The sequence below is a fragment of the Metabacillus endolithicus genome (genome assembly GCF_023078335.1).
Lineage (GTDB): Bacteria > Bacillota > Bacilli > Bacillales > Bacillaceae > Metabacillus > Metabacillus endolithicus.
The window spans coordinates 4,261,340-4,278,364 of record NZ_CP095550.1; the positions used below are offsets into that span (position 1 = coordinate 4,261,340).

Genomic DNA, 17,025 nt, shown 5'->3' on the forward strand with positions numbered 1-17,025 from the left:
GATAAAATGAAGGCAATTCGAGCTGTGCTTAATTATTTACAAAATGGCGGAGTGAAATATATATTTGGAATTCCAGCAGGTTCTGTGAATGCGTTTTTTGATGAGCTGTATGATCTCCCAGAGATAACTCCTATTGTTACAAAGCATGAAGGTGCTGCTTCATATATGGCTGCTTCTTATGCAAAATATTCTCAGAGTTTAAGTGTTTGTATAGGATGTAGTGGACCAGGTGGTACAAACTTAGTTACAGGTGCAGCGAATGCAATGCGAGAGCATTTACCCGTTTTGTTTATAACAGGTGCTGTTCCTGTAAATACTTTTGGACTTAATGCTTCGCAAGAGCTAAATGCACAACCAGTATTTGAACCGGTTACGAAGTTTAGTGCCACTGTAAACCGTTCTGATGAACTTATGGACATTGTTGAAGAAGCGGTGAATATTGCCATGTCAGGTGTTCCGGGGCCAGTTCATGTTGCGATCCCAATAGATATTCAGCTTGAAATGGTTGATGAAAATATTGAAATTCCTGGATTCCCAGTCATGAAAAAGGTTGTTCCTCAACAAGAGATTGTAGAAAAAACTGCCGAAAGGTTACTACACCATCAAGATGGAATTATTTTTGTCGGACAAGGAGCAAGACAAGCTGTTGATGAAGTAATTGAATTAGCAGAGCTACTAAATATGTCTATTATTTGTTCTCCGCAAGCAAAAGGTTTAATGGAAGACAGTCATCCGCTGTTTAAAGGAGTATTTGGTTTTGCTGGTCATGAGAAGGCTTCTGAAATTGTTAACGAAAGCAAAGGGAATACTCTTCTCATTGCTGGTTCAAGCTTAGGTGAAACTGCCACAAATAATTGGAATGTTAATTTAACAAAAAATAGAGAAGTTATCCAAATTGATTTTGATTCAACTGTTTTTGATCGCAAATACCAAGTTAATATACCTATAGTAGGGGATTGTAAGTTAACATTACGTGCAATCATTGAAGAGGTGAAAAAGCATGTTAATGATCAACATGTTTATTTCAAGAAAGAAGAGTTTTTCGAACTTGAACATCATTTAAATGAGTTTAACTCTCAAAATGTGTTAGTAGCTCTACAAAGAAGTTTACCAGAGTCTACTCGATATACAATTGACATTGGTGAATTCATGTCATATGTTATTCATTACATGAAGGTAAAAGAGCCTGATACATTTGATATTAATGTCCATTTCGGTGCCATGGGTACTGGAATAGGAACAGCAATAGGAAGTAAATTAGCTGAACCCGAAAGAGATGTTGTCTGCATAACAGGTGACGGTTGTTTCTTTATGCATGGCATGGAAATATTAACAGCAAAGGAATATGAGCTACCTATCCTTTTTATTGTGATGAATAATGCACGTCTTGGGATGGTTTATCATGGACATAATTTACAATATCAACGTTCGCATTCACGCTTCGAACAAAAAGCAGTGAGTATTGCTACAGTAGCAGAATCAATGGGTATATCCAGTGCATGTGTTCAACGAATGGAAGATTTAACACCAGAACTCATTCTACAGCTACAGTCTGAAAAGGGCCCTTCTGTATTGGAAATTCAACTTGTTGATCAAAATATTCCACCAATGGGTGATCGAGTAAAATTTCTTTCATCGTTTGGAAAATAAGAAACTCTATAGGTGGTTAATAACATTCACCACAACGGTATTTGACAATAAAAAGCTGACGGTATTTCTTTCGTCAGCTTTTTTACTATTTTATTGTTCAATTTTTGGCTTTGTAATTAACTCGGCTTCAATAATGTATCGTTGTGGTGCTGGTCCGATATAGGTGAAAGGATAGCAGGTTGTAAGTGTTAACGTACTTTTTGGTTTCGGAACAATTACCGTTTTATCGTTTTTATTGACAATTCTAATTCTTTTAATTTTGTATATAAAAGATACATCTGATCGATTCACGATTAGTTTATCTCCAACGACTAAAGAATCAAGTTGACGAAAAAAGGTATCGCGATGTGCCGATAAGACTGAGTTACTTTCCTCACCAGGTAAGGGTGTAGATGATATATGACCAACACCCTTTTTAAGGATTTCCTCACTTGCTCCCTGAAATATAGGCAATGTTCTATCGAGCTTAGGAATAGTTAATATTCCTAGTTTTGTACCTTCTTCAGGAGGATCTTGATTGACAGTTTTTATTGTTTTACCTTGTTGAGGTGGAGAATAGGATGCTTTTACCTCTTGTTCATTTATCGATTGAAATCCAATTGTAATCCAATAGGTTTGATAGATAAAAACGGTGATTCCAACTAAGATTAGCCCGATAGATAGATAAGAGACAATCCTAGTAACCATTACTTAACCTGTTGAGATCTTTTTGTTAAGAAAAATCCTGTTATTCCCACACCAATAGCTAATAATCCGAGAAGCATATTCATCCATAATGAAGAAGCTGTATCCGGTAATCGGTTGTGTAGAAGGTTAGTTAGCTCTCCGGCCATATCTCCTACTTCCGCAAGTTCAATACCAGATTCAATAAAGAATTCAGAGCTTAACATATCTTCAGATAAACTCATATCTAAAAGCATGTCTCCATTTGTGTTATATAACTCTATTGTTAATGTATTACCATATAGCTCTTCCATATTCATTAGTTCTTTAAAAGTAACCTCTGTTCGCACTCCATTGTTATCATCTAAATAGAAGCGTGCATCTAATTGTAAAACATTCATCATATCTTGAAGGATTGAAACTAATTCATCCTGTTGTGCATCAGTTAAAACTGTCATATCTTCCATCATTAAAAATGGATCAAGCCTTGTTATTATGCCTTCCATTTCTTGCTCTAGCTGTTGTTCATCAAGTGCCATGAAATGATTAAATAAGGAGTCTACTTCTTCATCAGTTAAACCGATTAAAGCTAGAAATTCTTCAATCTCTGCCATTTCTCCATCATGATCTAAATAAAAACTTAAGGCAACATCAAGATCTTCAATGAAATAATAATCATCAAGAGTTTCACCAAATTCTGCTAAAACAACATCCATTTCTTGTCTGGTCATTTCATAAGAAGCTAATAATTCAGCTAGGTTTTCATCAGTAATCGGAGTACCTAACATAAAACGAAGATCTTCTGCTGTTTCAAAATCATCTAAACTTAATTCATAATACTCAAGATAATCTATTAACTCTTGTTGCGACCAGCCTAATTCGGTTAATATCTGATCAATATCTTCCTGAGGTGGTGCAGCAAATGCAGGTTGCTGTGTTAAACAAAACAATGCAACACATAAAACAATTATTTTTTTCATGAAAATTCCCTCCAAAAATAGTAGATGATGGTAGTATTAGAACAATTTCCATAACTATTCATAAATAGGGAAAAAACTACAGTTATTCACTCAATATGTATGATTTTCCACCTAGAGGCAAAAGCTATAGAAAACGCAGCATCAAATAAGGGGAACTTGTTATGAATAGTGAAAAAGATCAGGTTGTAGCTACTATTAAGGAGGAACTTAAGGGTTCTTCAGACTTGGTGATTCAGCAATTGGATGCGAAAGAGAAAAATGCGAATTTTATTATATTAGCAGTATTTGCAATAAAAAAAAGATACATGATAATATTTTAACGCCCTTTTTTGAAGTAGAAGATATGAAAAGCTACAAAGATTACTTATTATCATTATCCGGGATGAAAGAATTAAATAAAGAAGATAATCCTGTTGATTTATTAATACGTGGTTCTATGATTATCTCGATTGAAGAGATGCTGTTAACAATGGAAATTAAAGAGTTTGTAAACAAGAACATACCTGAGACAACGATTGAAACAACAATCCAAGGGCCTCAAACAGGTTTTAGTGAAGATTTGGAAACGAATATAAATATTCTTAGACATCGCTATCATCAACCAACACTGGTGATAGAAGATGAAAAAGTTGGTAAAAAAACACAACTAATTATCAATATTATCTACGATAGTAAAGAGGTTGATTTGGATGTGTTGAAGGAGTTTAAAGACAAGCTGAAAGGCATCGATAAGGATGTTGTCCAATCAGCTGGCCAACTTTCGAGATTGATAAGTGGAAAAAAAGCAATATTATTCCCGACCGTTGTTATATCAGAACGACCTGATCGAATTGCCTATAATTTATCAAAAGGTAAAGTAATTGTTTTAATGGAAGGGACTAGGTTTGCACTCATTTTGCCTTCTGTATTTTATGACTTTATGAGCTCGATGGATGATTTGTATCAAGCTAAGGGGATTTCGAAGTTTCTTCTCTTATTAAGGTACTTAGGTCTTGCCATTGCTCTTCTGCTTCCTGCAATTTATGTTGGAATTACTGCATTTAATCCTGAGTTGTTTAGGGTTCAGCTCGCTCTATCAATTGCGGGTAGTCGTGCATCTGTTCCATACCCAGCTTATATTGAAGTGTTATTCATGCTAATTATGATGGAGTTATTAACTGAGGCAAGTATTAGATTGCCAAAAGCGATAGGACCAACGGCCACAACAGTTGGAGGTCTTATTCTGGGGCAGGCAGCTACAGAGGCTGGTCTTGTAAGTAATATCATGATTATTATTGTATCAGCAGTTGCTATTTCTAATTTCGTGATCCCAATAAATGAAATGGGTTTTGCGATGAGGGTGACAAAATATTTTCTCTTAGCGATGGCAACCTTTACAGGATTAATAGGGGTTATAGTAGCTTTAATAGCTTCATTTTTTATCTAGTTAGTTTAAATAGTTTTGGTCAGCCTTATTTAGGAGTCTTTTTGAAAGAAAACATGAAAAAATGAAAAACAGGATAATAAGAAATTAATTGTGAGCATTTTTTATGCAAACTACAAAGCTAGGAAGTTGATTATGTCTAAGCGGTTTATTTATGTCATGTTGATTCTTAACATGCTAACAAATATTGTAGCGTACGTTCCAATGATATTAATTGAAAATCGAAGTAATGGCTCAGTGTTAGCGATGGTTGTATCTTTACCAATTGGGATTATTATCATCTATCTTTTTACAAAGTATATGAGTAAATTTCCATATATGGGATTACCGGAAATACTTGGTAAATATACACCTAAATGGTTTCGCTTATTTTTTCTGCTTATCCAAGGTGTATTATGGTACGTAGCAGGATTAGTTACGTTGGTTGCGTTTACGAATATTTCAAAGCAATATATTAATCCTGACATGGATGAGCTCCTGATCATGCTTACTTTTTTAATCGTTATTGTATTTGGATCAACATTACCATCAAAAAAGGTTTTATATGCAACTGAAATTATTTTATTGCTTAATCTACCGTTTATTGCTTTTATCATATTCAAGTCATATTTCAATGATGATTTAATGTGGGATTCAGTACGAATTGCTGTAACTCACTTCCAAAAAATTCCGAGTTTCGAATCAATTTCATCAGCTACATTTGTTTACACGGGTTACACAAATCTAGTTATCTTTAATCGATTATATAAAGATGTTAGAGTGAAATATTTATGGCTATTGCTTTACTAGGATTTTTCACTTTAATCACTACTTTTATCATTCCTATTGGTCTGAATGGATTTGATGGAGCAGAATCTTTCACTTTTCCTTGGATTGCTACCACCGAGGCAATAAGAATAGAATTAGGCTTTATTGAACGAATTAGTTTTCTTTTCCTTGGTTTATATATCAATGTTTCATTAGCTAGTGTAATACTGCATTGGCATGTAGGGTTAGAGCAGTTAAAGGCTGTTTTGCCATCTATTAAGTTTAAAAAAATTGATATAAAGCCTTTTGTGCTTATTGGGGTTTTTATTGTATTAGCTTTGGTTGTTCAGCTTTTTTTTGAGGAAAAAACAGTCGGAGAAATTGCAAAAGTTTGGATGATGCTATTGTTGCCTGCCCAGATTGCGGGACTGATCCTTTTGAAACTATTATCCAAAAGAAAGGAAAAGCTCTCAAAATGAAAACCAAAATTTTAATGGTTGTTGCTGCACTCCTATTCTTAGGTGGATGTGGATATAAAGATATTGACCGCCGTTTTTTTGTTGTTTCGATAGGAGTGGACAAATCTGACGATAAAGAAAATATGTATGATATTACCTTAAAGCTAGCGGTCCCATCTAGTGAAACAAAAACAGCAAGTACCGAATCACGAATGATGACAGAGTCTGCTGAAACGATTTCTGAAGCAGTTAGAATTATAAAATCAAAAGTAGAAAAAGAATTAGATTTTAGTCATACAAAAATAATTATATTTGGTGAAAATGTAGTTGAAGATGACTTAACCAATATATTAGATTGGTTCTATCGTAGGCGAGATATTCAAGCAATTTCCTGGACAGCAGTAGGTAGCCTACGGCTCTTTCAGTCCTTCAAGCTAAACCTTCTGGTGAACGAACACCCTCTAATTCACTATTTATAAGCTTTGGAAATGTTGGGACAGAAACTCCTTATGTTACGTCTGTTTATAAATTTGACTTTAGGAGAAAACAAGCAGAAAGAGGGATTGATCCCTTTTTACCAATTATAAAAACGGAGGAAGAAGCTTTCTCTATTAATAAAACAAGCGTTATTTCAAATATGAAACAAGCCTTAGTTTTGTCTGAAGAAGAAACAAAATATTTTAACATGTTAAGAAATAGGCTTCGAAGTTCGATATTAAGGTAGAAAAAGAGGGGAAACCCTATTTTCTTTTTTCAACAGATAAAATTAGGGCAAGCTTTGATTTAAAAAGTGAAAAAAGTAATCGACCGGTTATATCTTTTGATGTTCAACTAAGTGGTATCGTTGAAGAGGCTTTTGAAACATTAGATGAAGCTAAGGCTAATGAGTATGAAAAAGCGGTTAAAATGGAGGTTGAAGAACAAATTAACAGCCTGCTAAAAAAGCTTCAAAAGGAAGAAGTAGATCCACTTGGTTTTGGATTAAGGTACCGTGCAACAGAAACAGGTAAAGAATCTAATAAAATTGAGAAATGGGATGAAATGTATCCTGATGTTCAATTTAAAGTGAATATAACAGTGGATATGAACAATGTAGGCATTATACATGATCAGGAAGGTCATCCCGAATAAATATAGAGACAACTTTCCATCAGCTATGAACTTTCATATGAAAAAGTAAGTAGCTTGACGGAGGGAATTTTTATGATTTTAATTGGAGCAGATAAGCCACATCATGCTCACCGATTTTCAGCTATCACAACAACATATGGAGAACACTTTCACATAATTGACGGATTTACAAGGGAAGTAAATGGCAATAGTTTTGATCGCCACCGCCATTTATATAGAGGAATTACTTCTTTTAAAAATAAACATTATCATCGATTTTATGGTGAAACAGGCCCTGCTATACCGTTACCGGGTGGAGGTCATTATCACTTATTTGAAGATCGAACTTATTATAATTATGACGAGCCGATCGATATAGAATATGGTGGCGTGCTGTATGGTGAAGGAGAACGTCCAAAACACGATCACCGATTTCAGGGAAAAACTTATGGGATTGTAGGGGAAGATCCGCTTGCGAGAATGTCATGTACGGGAATTACGACAAATTTAATTAACCATAAAGGCACCATGAAATAAGAGGCGGGGTTTCCCCACCTCTTTATTTTTATCTATAAATCTTTGAACCACCGTCAATAAATTCTTTTGACTTTTCTTTCATTCCTTCAGTTAATAACTCATGCATAGGTTTACTTGAGTCATTACCCAATTCTCTAATGTCATGTGATATTCTCATAGAGCAAAATTTCGGTCCGCACATTGAACAAAAGTGAGCTGTTTTTGCTCCTTCAGCAGGTAATGTTTCATCATGGTATTCTCTTGCTCTTTCTGGATCTAAGGAAAGATTAAACTGATCATGCCACCTAAATTCGAAGCGTGCCTTTGAAAGAGCATCATCTCTGTTTTGTGCCCCAGGATGACCTTTTGCTAAATCTGCAGCATGTGCTGCAATTTTGTAGGCAATTACACCTTCTCGAACATCTTCTTTATTTGGTAAACCTAAATGCTCCTTTGGTGTTACATAGCAAAGCATGGCTGTTCCGAACCAACCAATCATCGCAGCACCTATAGCAGAAGTGATGTGATCATAGCCTGGAGCAATATCAGTAGTTAACGGACCTAAGGTGTAAAATGGAGCTTCTTTACAAATCTCCTGCTGCTTTTCAACATTCTCTTTTATAAGATGCATTGGAACATGGCCTGGGCCTTCAATCATCACTTGAACATCGTAATTCCATGCGATCTTTGTTAATTCACCAAGAGTCTCCAGCTCAGCAAATTGAGCTTCATCATTTGCATCGGCGATCGAGCCTGGTCTTAACCCATCACCTAAAGAAATGGAAATATCATATTTTGAGAGAATTTCGCAAATATCTTGGAAGTGAGTATATAAGAAATTTTCTTTGTGATGAGCTAAACACCATTGCGCTAAAATGGAGCCGCCTCTAGAAACAATTCCAGTGGTTCGTTTAGCTGTTAAAGGAATATATCTAAGCAGAACTCCAGCATGTATAGTAAAATAATCTACCCCTTGTTCTGCTTGTTCAATAAGCGTGTCACGATAAACTTCCCATGTTAAATCCTCAGCAATTCCATTCACTTTTTCCAATGCCTGATAAATAGGGACAGTACCAACGGGAACAGGAGAATTTCGGATAATCCATTCACGGGTTGTATGAATGTTTTTCCCTGTTGAAAGGTCCATTATCGTGTCTGCTCCCCACCTAGTTGCCCATGTCATTTTTTCAACTTCTTCTTCGATAGAAGAGGAAACAGCAGAATTTCCGATATTAGCATTAATTTTAACGTGAAAATTTTTCCCTATAATCATTGGTTCTGTTTCGGGATGATTAATATTAGCTGGAATAATAGCACGGCCAGATGCAACTTCTTCACGTACATATTCGGGGTCCATTTGCTCTCGAATAGCAATATACTCCATTTCGGGTGTGATAATCCCATTTCTAGCATAATACAGCTGTGTTACGCGGTTACCGTCTTTTGCCACCAACGGGTGAATTTGATTAGAGGGAAAAACCTCTAAGTTTGAATGTTTACTAGAAGCTTTATATCCATTATCCTCGGGCTTAATTTCTCGTCCTTCGTATCGTTTAACATCATTACGATCAAGGATCCATTTTTCTCTCGCTCTTGGTAATCCTTTTCTAATATCAATTTCAGCCGTTATATCAGTGTATGGTCCACTCGTATCATAAACTCGAACAGGTGGATTAACTTCTTCACCATATGTATTCTTCGTTACACTCTGAGTAATCTCTCTAACAGGAACTTGAATGTCAGGATTACTTCCTTGTACATAAACTTTTTTACTTCCGGGAAATGGCTGTTTAATTGTAATCTTCATACTTTCTCCTCCTTGAAAATGAAAATGAAAGTGATCGATTGAAACATCAGCGGAAGGCAAAAATAAAAACGGGTTCTGAAATTCAGAACCCGTTCGATAGGTGTAGGTAGAAATGTAAAAAGATGCGCGCTTATCCCTTTACAATTGTCGCTACTTCCCTACGCTGGTATCATCCAGATCAGGTTCAAAGGGTCAAAGAACTTCAAACGCGTTCCTCTCTCAGTCCAAGCTAATGGACTCCCCTAGTAGAAATTGGTAATTTATTTAAAATCAGTTATAATCATAACATAATTATCCATATAGTCAACAGAATATTTTGAAGAATAGGAGGAGGTGAAGTACCTTTACCTTTTCATCAATTGTCGACGCAGCTTCTTCATACGAACATGCCATTCTTCAGACAGTTCACTAAGAGATAGAATCTTTTCAACTTGAGATAGATCATCTTTATGATGGAAAAATGTATCGTGAATGGCTGCAACTGAAATCTCTGCAGGATGTTTTTTTAACAGTTTAATACTCGAATTTGAAGAGATTTTTCCTTCCTCTAAAACACGAAAGAAATAACCGGTATAACCATGTTCAACGATCTTATTTAATAATGTGTTGATATTTGTATACTTGTTGATCGTTGAACAAGGAAATCGTCCTTGTGAAACTTGAACTACAACTTCACCAATTTGATAAATATCACCTATACATACAGCTGTTTCTTTCATACCTGAAACAGTTAGGTTTTCTCCAAAAGCAGCTTTTGGTAATGTTTGTTTGTAAAGGTTCTCCCAAAATTCATAATGTTCGTAGGGATAAACACAAATGACACGTTCAAGCCCTCCGTGGTACTCGTGGTTAGCTACATCATCGTCTACAATATTGCTTGCTTTAACCTCTAGTTTTTCAACTTGATTTTTACATATCCCTGAACGAAATTCTTTTCCTTTATGTTCAAGTGTAGATGGTTTTCCTTTACTAAGCCAAATAATTTTTTGATTCAATAGTATCACTTCCTCATGTATTTATCTTTGTGTCAACAATAGAAAAAAATACACCATAACCTTATTAAATGGTGTATTTTCAAGAAAGCTAAATTTATTTTTTCTTATTTATAGGTGAAGGTTTATTTTTATTCATTTCAATATTTAAAATTTCATCTAAGTTTTGACTAGCAACTAATGTTCGTTGTGCACTAATTCCATCTTCCTTAGCGATTGAAAACATTCTTTTTCGGTATTCTTCTATTACTGCATCTAGTGATTTCACACTGAACACCTCGCAATTTACATATATAGATATATAGCTGGTAAAAAGTCCTATTAAATCTATTATCGGTTATTTTTGCCAATTGTAAATAGGGAATATGCTTTTTATGTGTAATTTTTTGAAAATATTGAAAAAAGAGGGGTTAACGAAAGTTGAATGAGAGGGTAAGGGGATATATCATCCGGTTTGTTTTTTGAGGGAAGCTAAAATTTATCGCTGCAGCAAGAGATGATGTGCTGTCTGCAGCGATAATGATTAATTTCTGCCACGTCCAAACCTGAATTGTGCATTCAACTGACCTTGTAGCATTTTTTTTCTAACATCAGCTTCACTTTCTCGTTGTCTTTCTTTTAATCTCATTTCTTTTAAGATTTCAGTTGTTTGTACACCGTCCTCTCGTTTATCTGCAATGTCCATTAGTGTCTCAATATCAGAGAACGAATATTTTCTAGTACCTCGTTCATTCCGGTATGGAGCAATTAGTTTTCTTTCTTCGTAATATCGAATTTGTCTCAACGTTAATCCAGTCAACTCACTGACAGTCCCAATTGAGATTACCTTTTTATCCTTGTATGAGCGGTCTTGGTGATTCATTACTCCACCCCTTAAAACATTCTTTTTACAAGTATATCCTGTTATGTAAGGAATGGCTTTTGTTTTGTTAGAAAATCTAACATAAAAATATGGAATTTTAAAATGGGTGTCAGGAATACTCACAGTGAAAATGAATCTTCTTTTAGATGAGGATATAATGGGGAAAAACGCAAGGGATTTATAACATCGTTAGAACATACTGAGCATTCAGTTGTTTCATCAGAAATTGACTATTCAACCTATAAATTCTTTATAGGAATCGTGAGGAAACCCCTTATTGAGTTGCACGAAGATTTGTTGGGAAAGTAAGCTTAAAAAGGTGAGTGGAAATATTGAAGTTACCTCTTCATACTGATCTGTTTCAGAATTGTAAATTGTTAGTATTTCAATTTTCTCGTTTTTTAAGATTGCCATGTATAATTGATGAGCTTTCGGCTCATCTTGGTTAAGGTAGAAAACCGTTGTTCTCAAATGATCTGCCTTTTTTGCTATAACCTTTATCTTCACAAGTTTCAACTCCTTAAAGTGTTGAAACTATTGTCGACAATTTTTAAAGAATTTAATCAAATTATTACAATCTTAATAACTCGAAAGAAAATCTTAACACTATATTAATCGTCACATAATATTTTTGAGGTAAAGTAAGAAAGGTAAAATTATTAAATATGGAGATGAGTGCTATGAGCAAAATGTTACAAACTGCACTTGAGGAACAAAGAAATTATTACTCTCAAAAACTACTTGCAATTGGTGTTTATAATGGTCAGGTTATGAATAAGATGACGCTAACCGAACTTAAAAATGAATATAATTATTTCTATCATAATGTTCCGAATGTAAAGAAAAAAGGGAATTCTGCGGGATGATAGAGGATGAGAGCTCCACTTAATAGATAAAGAGCTCTCTATACATTTATATGCTTATTCTTGTATGGATTTAATAAAAAATTCATTAAATGGGTCGTGTAATATGGTCTTAAGTGCTTGGAATTCTTTTTTTACTGAATCAAGATTCTCTATGGAGGAGTGGATATAGAGATCAAGAATTTCTGAACGGAAATCATGTTGATCATTTTTTTTACAGTGAATTAATCTCTCAATTTCAGTTAATACAACATGATCATTTGAACATTCCTCAAAGATCCATTTCTCCCCTATTTCTGGAAACTCACGATGATTAACAATCCACATACAGCATGCAATGGGTTTTATTACATTTAAATACAGTTTTGTTTTTGATTTATTCGTTTCAAATAAAGAATGATGATTTCGTTTTGCCATGCTTAAATAGTGATGCAGGACGGAAACTGGGGAAAAAGAAAGTTTTGATAGTTTTCTTATTTCTTTTCTAAAAGAAGGGTGACTATGATAGATGATAGGAGAATGAATCCACTCTAGTAATGTTGGATTAGATTTCAAAAGTAGTTGCAGAGCTTTTTTTATATCCCACCCAACATATTCCTCGTTATCTTTTGTAGAATACTCTAAGGTATTCTTTCCTTCTATAAGCTGTAAGTACCATTTCATTTCTCGTTTATAAATAAATCGAACATCATAATCACTAAAAGATGTGTTCATATTCCATGCTCTGCTTCCAGATTCGCAGGCATATAGAATGTTAATATTTTGCTCTTTTTCTATTTTCTCTAATGTTTCTAGTATTTTTTTATTCATAAGTCACCTCAAGATACATCTTTTCTTCTTTTTCTCCTTTAATACCTTCAAATATTCAATGATTAATAGTAAAATAAAAAAGAATCTAAAAATTGAATAGTTTATCTATGGTTAATTTTGAACAAGAGGGCGATGGAATGAGATCATTTACTGAAGAAGAATTACAGAATGCATTAGATTTATTTCGTGTATTTGCAAGAGCTTTTAAAAGTATTTCCGAGCATTCTATCCGAGATAGTAAAGAGCACGGGTTTAATCCAACAGAATTTGCTGTTTTGGAATTATTGTTTACAAAGGGGCCGCAAAAATTACAGCAAATTGGTTCAAGATTGTTACTTGTTAGTGGAAATGTTACGTATGTAATAGATAAGCTTGAAAAAAACGAGTTTATCTATCGAGAACAGGATCCTAAGGATAAGCGTTCTATTTACGCTAAACTAACTGACAAAGGGCAAAACTATCTAGAAGAAATCTATCCTATACATGCTATACGGATTGCGCGTGCATTTTCAGGTCTTTCGGATGAAGAGCAGGAACAATTGAAAGCGTTATTAAAAAAAGCTGGAGTTCATAGTCAACACTTGCTATTTAGATAGACAAAATGTTAATTAGTTTTGTAAACGTTTTCTAAGGAGTGCCTCATAAAGGTCACTCCTTTTTATTTCTTAAAAGCAAATTAGTTAAATCACTAAGCTGTATATTTGCCCTTGTAAAGATAGTCACGTATCCTAATAATTAAATGTTACGAAAAGAATGGATGACTCAAAACATGTTAAAACTTGAAATAGCAATTGTAAGAATTTATATTGAGTTAGATATTACCTAATAAATCTTACTTTTAAAGAGAGGGGTAAAGAATGAAAATAAGTTCTTTTTCAATAAGAAGACCTGTGTTCACTATCGTGACAATGATCCTTGTTTTAATACTTGGTGCTGTTTCTGTTATAAATATTCCATTAAAGTTGATACCTGAAATCAATCCTCCAATTGGTGTAGTCGTGACCAATTATCAAGGTGCTGGTCCTAATGAGGTGGTTGAAAAGGTATCAAAACCATTAGAAGAAGCACTTTCAACAGTTCAAGGAGTGGACACAATCACTTCCACCTCACAGGAGAATGCAAGTTTAGTTATTATGCAATTTTCTTGGACAACACATATTGATGATGTTCAGGATGAAATTAGGACGAAAATGGAGGACGCACCACTTCCTGATGATGCTGGTGATCCACGTTTCTTAAAGTTCGATCCATCACAGTTTCCAATTATTCAACTTTCGTTAACATCAAGTGAAAACGCTGATCAGCTACAAGAGCTTGCACAACAATTAGAGCAGGAATTAACCAAAACAGAAGGTGTAGCAAGTGTAAACCTCTCAGGTGTAACTACAGATGAGGTTAGTGTTGTCATTAATCAAGAAAAGTTAGAAGAATATGCAGTTAGTCAATCAGAAATTGTGGATGTTATTAGAGCTAACTCAGTAACAACACCTGGCGATCCCGTTGTCACAGAAGGCAAACAGCTAACAACCAGGGTTATTAGCAGTATTGATTCTGTTGATGTATTAAAAGGTCTTGTTGTAAAAAAGAACCCAGCAAATGGAGATAATATAACAATAAATGATGTGGCAGCTGTTGCTATTACACCACAAAAATCAAATACCATTACCCGTGCAAATCAAGAAGCTTCTTTATTAGTAAGTGTACTGCAACAATCGGATGCCAATACTGCTGCTGTTTCAGATGCCTTTCAAGAAAAACTAGATGAAATGCTATCAGAGGAAGAGTATGAATCTATTGAAGCGGATATTATTTTTGACCAAGGAGATTATGTTGATCAGGCTATCGGTAACATGGTCAATACTCTACTAATCGGTGGACTTCTTGCCATGCTGATTTTATTTATTTTCCTTAAAAGTGTAAAAAGTCCTTTAATCATTGGGATAGCCATTCCATATTCCGTTATTGTGACCTTTGTGTTAATGTATTTTTCAAAATTCACCCTAAATATCATGACCTTAGGTGGTTTAGCACTAGGAATTGGTATGCTTGTTGATAATGCCATTGTTGTAATAGAAAATATCTATCGACACTTATCAATGGGGAAGAACCCAAAAGAAGCAGCTTATCAAGGGGCAAAAGAGATGGGACCTGCCATCATTGCATCTACGCTAACAACGGTTGCTGTGTTTTTACCTGTTGTCTTTATAACGGGAATCATTGGAGATCTTTTTACAGAATTTGCGTTAACCATTGCCTTTAGCTTATTTGCTTCATTATTTGTTGCGTTAACAATTGTTCCAATGCTCGCCAGTCAATTATTAAAAAAGCCGCGTGAAAACATAGAGAAGGTTCGTAGAGAGTCTTCATTTATGCACTCATTAGATGGAACAATAAGATGGGCACTCCGAAATCGTGCACTAGTTTTGATTTTAACGTTAATGGTTTTTGCTGGAAGTTTATATGGATTCACAAGGGTAGGAGCTGTCTTTCTTCCAAATACTGATGAAGGTTTTTTTACAATTGATGTTGAACTCGAAAACGGTACTGCTTTATCGGCAACAAGTGAAGTTGTTGACTCGATAGAAAATGAGCTAGAAGAAGAGGAAAATGTTGAATTATTTGTAAGTTTAATTGGTTCTACACAGGAAGAATCCTTTAGAGGATCTGGAAGTACTAACATAGCCGAAATCTATGTGAAATTAAAAGAATTACAAAATAGGGATGTATCTACATTTGATTTTATTGATGATGTAAAGAAGTCAATTGAGCAGGCGGCGAAGCAGGTAAATAATACAGCTGAGCTTTCTTTTAACACCCAATCATCAACAGGTTCAACACCTAATACTTTGAGTTTTCATGTTAAAGATACAAATGAGACTCGTTTAAAAGAATCTATTGCTAAAATAGATGAAGCGTTACTCGATATTGAAGAAGTAGCTGAGTTAAGCAATGATCTAACTGAAACTGTTGAAGAAATACAGATTAAGGTGAATCGTGAAGAAGCGCTTGAAAATGGATTAACTCCTGCTCAGATTGGTATGGTTGTGAATGATGTAACAAGAGGAACAGACGCCATTCAAATGACGAATCAAGAAAACAACGAGATTTATACAGTGAATGTGCGATATGAAGATTCTGTTCGTGAAAATATTGATGCATTAAAACAATTGCTTATTAAAAAGCCAGATAATAGCTTTGTAAATTTAGGTGATGTGACAACCATTGAAGTTGGAGAAGGCCCGGTTTCTATTCAAAGAATCGATAAACAACTAGCTGTACAATATTCATTACGGTACGAGAATACGACAAATTTAGGTGATATTTCTAAAGTTGTTGATGAAGAAATAGAAGAGCTTGATCTGCCGGAAGAAACGGAAATTGAATTTGGCGGTGATCGAGAACTTCTAGAATCTTCAATGGACGATATGATATTGGCTTTTGTTCTTGCGATCGTTTTTATCTACATTGTCATGGCGGCACAATTTGAATCTTTCAAATATCCATTTGTTATTATGTTTACCGTCCCATTAATGTTGATTGGAGTTGCAATTGCGTTAGTGGCTTCAAACTCTCCAATTAGTTTAACAGTTGTTATTGGTCTTATTGTATTAGCTGGTATTGTGGTTAACAATGCAATTGTCATTGTTGATTACATTAATCAGAAAAAAGCAGAAGGATTTAAAACTTATGATGCACTTGTGGAATCTGTAAAAGTAAGAATACGCCCTATTTTAATGACTGCACTCACGACCATTCTTGGACTTGTCCCACTAGCTCTTGGTCTAGGTGAAGGAACCGAAATTAACAGACCGATGGGAATAACAGTAATAGGTGGACTTATCTCAAGTACTTTCCTAACATTGTTTATTATTCCTATTGTGTATAGTTTATTTGATAGGGAAACTAGAAGAATGAATAAAAAATATGTAACTCCAGACGGTCAGTTGATTCCAGCTTATTTACTTGAAGATAAACTAATTCATGAAGATAGACAGGAAGAAATCGAAAGCTCACAAGATAATAAAGAGCAACTTCCCGCGCCACCAAACCCATCTAAATTTGAAAAAGAAGATATGGTGAATATGCTCGAACAAATCATTGATATTGTGAAAGATAAAAAATAGAGGACAAATGGGGCGTAGAT

General features: G+C 34.7%; 19 protein-coding genes and 1 riboswitch. Of the genes, 11 read left to right on the forward strand and 8 right to left on the reverse strand.

Annotation, left to right across the window (positions count from 1 at the left end; all coding sequences use genetic code 11):
• Window positions 1–6 precede the first annotated feature (6 nt).
• On the forward strand, window positions 7–1,650 hold the full coding sequence (locus tag MVE64_RS21590) for a thiamine pyrophosphate-binding protein (protein WP_247341211.1): 1,644 nt from the start codon (window positions 7–9) through the stop codon (window positions 1,648–1,650).
• Between the two features lie 90 nt (window positions 1,651–1,740).
• Here MVE64_RS21590 and MVE64_RS21595 read toward each other — a convergent pair whose 3' ends face one another.
• Both MVE64_RS21595 and MVE64_RS21600 read right to left on the reverse strand, forming a co-directional pair.
• Window positions 1,741–2,337 (reverse strand): class D sortase, encoded by a 597-nt coding sequence (locus MVE64_RS21595; RefSeq protein ID WP_247341213.1) that lies wholly within the window; start codon window positions 2,335–2,337, stop codon window positions 1,741–1,743.
• A complete protein-coding gene (locus MVE64_RS21600) occupies window positions 2,337–3,293 on the reverse strand; it encodes a processed acidic surface protein (RefSeq protein ID WP_231309357.1) in 957 nt (318 codons plus the stop codon). The genes MVE64_RS21595 and MVE64_RS21600 overlap by 1 nt, the downstream gene beginning before the upstream one ends.
• A gap of 161 nt (window positions 3,294–3,454) precedes the next feature.
• Between MVE64_RS21600 and MVE64_RS21605 the strand changes: the two genes are divergently transcribed.
• The 7 genes from MVE64_RS21605 to MVE64_RS21635 all read left to right on the forward strand — a co-directional run bounded on the left by MVE64_RS21605 (window position 3,455) and on the right by MVE64_RS21635 (window position 7,568).
• Window positions 3,455–3,613 carry a hypothetical protein gene (locus MVE64_RS21605; protein ID WP_247341215.1) on the forward strand — a complete coding sequence of 53 codons (159 nt, stop codon included), beginning with the start codon at window positions 3,455–3,457 and terminating at the stop codon, window positions 3,611–3,613.
• Window positions 3,595–4,719 (forward strand): spore germination protein, encoded by a 1,125-nt coding sequence (locus tag MVE64_RS21610; protein WP_247347178.1) that lies wholly within the window; start codon window positions 3,595–3,597, stop codon window positions 4,717–4,719. Before MVE64_RS21605 ends, MVE64_RS21610 begins: the two co-directional genes overlap by 19 nt.
• A gap of 132 nt (window positions 4,720–4,851) precedes the next feature.
• Window positions 4,852–5,505, forward strand: a complete 654-nt coding sequence (locus MVE64_RS21615) for a hypothetical protein (protein ID WP_247341216.1) — start codon at window positions 4,852–4,854, stop codon at window positions 5,503–5,505.
• The gene (locus MVE64_RS21620) at window positions 5,487–5,942 is read left to right on the forward strand and encodes a hypothetical protein (protein ID WP_247341218.1); all 456 of its coding nucleotides are present in this window, start codon (window positions 5,487–5,489) and stop codon (window positions 5,940–5,942) included. The genes MVE64_RS21615 and MVE64_RS21620 overlap by 19 nt, the downstream gene beginning before the upstream one ends.
• Complete coding sequence (locus MVE64_RS21625) at window positions 5,939–6,400, forward strand: Ger(x)C family spore germination protein (RefSeq protein WP_247341220.1); 462 nt, start codon at window positions 5,939–5,941, stop codon at window positions 6,398–6,400. The genes MVE64_RS21620 and MVE64_RS21625 overlap by 4 nt, the downstream gene beginning before the upstream one ends.
• 235 nt (window positions 6,401–6,635) lie before the next feature.
• The gene (locus MVE64_RS21630) at window positions 6,636–7,052 is read left to right on the forward strand and encodes a Ger(x)C family spore germination C-terminal domain-containing protein (protein WP_281730513.1); all 417 of its coding nucleotides are present in this window, start codon (window positions 6,636–6,638) and stop codon (window positions 7,050–7,052) included.
• A 72-nt stretch (window positions 7,053–7,124) separates the two neighbouring features.
• Window positions 7,125–7,568, forward strand: a complete 444-nt coding sequence (locus MVE64_RS21635; RefSeq protein WP_247341221.1) for a YmaF family protein — start codon at window positions 7,125–7,127, stop codon at window positions 7,566–7,568.
• 28 nt (window positions 7,569–7,596) lie between these two features.
• On the opposite strand, the gene thiC is transcribed toward MVE64_RS21635, so the two are convergent.
• From thiC to MVE64_RS21660, 5 genes are all read right to left on the reverse strand, one after another.
• Window positions 7,597–9,354 (reverse strand): phosphomethylpyrimidine synthase ThiC, encoded by a 1,758-nt coding sequence (gene thiC / locus MVE64_RS21640; RefSeq protein WP_247341223.1) that lies wholly within the window; start codon window positions 9,352–9,354, stop codon window positions 7,597–7,599.
• Window positions 9,355–9,492: 138 nt separating this feature from the next.
• Window positions 9,493–9,608, reverse strand: a riboswitch (TPP riboswitch).
• 90 nt (window positions 9,609–9,698) lie between these two features.
• On the reverse strand, window positions 9,699–10,349 hold the full coding sequence (locus MVE64_RS21645; RefSeq protein ID WP_425593971.1) for an MOSC domain-containing protein: 651 nt from the start codon (window positions 10,347–10,349) through the stop codon (window positions 9,699–9,701).
• Between the two features lie 94 nt (window positions 10,350–10,443).
• Entirely contained in the window at window positions 10,444–10,614 is a 171-nt protein-coding gene (locus tag MVE64_RS21650) for an aspartyl-phosphate phosphatase Spo0E family protein (protein WP_247341227.1), read from the reverse strand.
• A 255-nt stretch (window positions 10,615–10,869) separates the two neighbouring features.
• Window positions 10,870–11,208 (reverse strand): MerR family transcriptional regulator, encoded by a 339-nt coding sequence (locus MVE64_RS21655; protein WP_098797741.1) that lies wholly within the window; start codon window positions 11,206–11,208, stop codon window positions 10,870–10,872.
• Window positions 11,209–11,442: 234 nt separating this feature from the next.
• The gene (locus MVE64_RS21660) at window positions 11,443–11,715 is read right to left on the reverse strand and encodes a hypothetical protein (RefSeq protein WP_247341229.1); all 273 of its coding nucleotides are present in this window, start codon (window positions 11,713–11,715) and stop codon (window positions 11,443–11,445) included.
• A gap of 173 nt (window positions 11,716–11,888) precedes the next feature.
• On the opposite strand from MVE64_RS21660, the gene MVE64_RS21665 reads away from it, so the two are divergent.
• Complete coding sequence (locus MVE64_RS21665; protein WP_098797743.1) at window positions 11,889–12,074, forward strand: Fur-regulated basic protein FbpA; 186 nt, start codon at window positions 11,889–11,891, stop codon at window positions 12,072–12,074.
• Between the two features lie 54 nt (window positions 12,075–12,128).
• Here MVE64_RS21665 and MVE64_RS21670 read toward each other — a convergent pair whose 3' ends face one another.
• Window positions 12,129–12,881, reverse strand: coding sequence for a nucleotidyltransferase domain-containing protein (locus MVE64_RS21670; RefSeq protein WP_247341231.1), 753 nt, complete (start codon window positions 12,879–12,881; stop codon window positions 12,129–12,131).
• Between the two features lie 137 nt (window positions 12,882–13,018).
• On the opposite strand from MVE64_RS21670, the gene MVE64_RS21675 reads away from it, so the two are divergent.
• Together MVE64_RS21675 and MVE64_RS21680 are read left to right on the forward strand one after the other, a co-directional pair.
• Entirely contained in the window at window positions 13,019–13,477 is a 459-nt protein-coding gene (locus tag MVE64_RS21675; RefSeq protein ID WP_098797745.1) for a MarR family winged helix-turn-helix transcriptional regulator, read from the forward strand.
• 261 nt (window positions 13,478–13,738) lie between these two features.
• Complete coding sequence (locus MVE64_RS21680) at window positions 13,739–17,005, forward strand: efflux RND transporter permease subunit (RefSeq protein WP_247341233.1); 3,267 nt, start codon at window positions 13,739–13,741, stop codon at window positions 17,003–17,005.
• Window positions 17,006–17,025 lie beyond the last annotated feature (20 nt).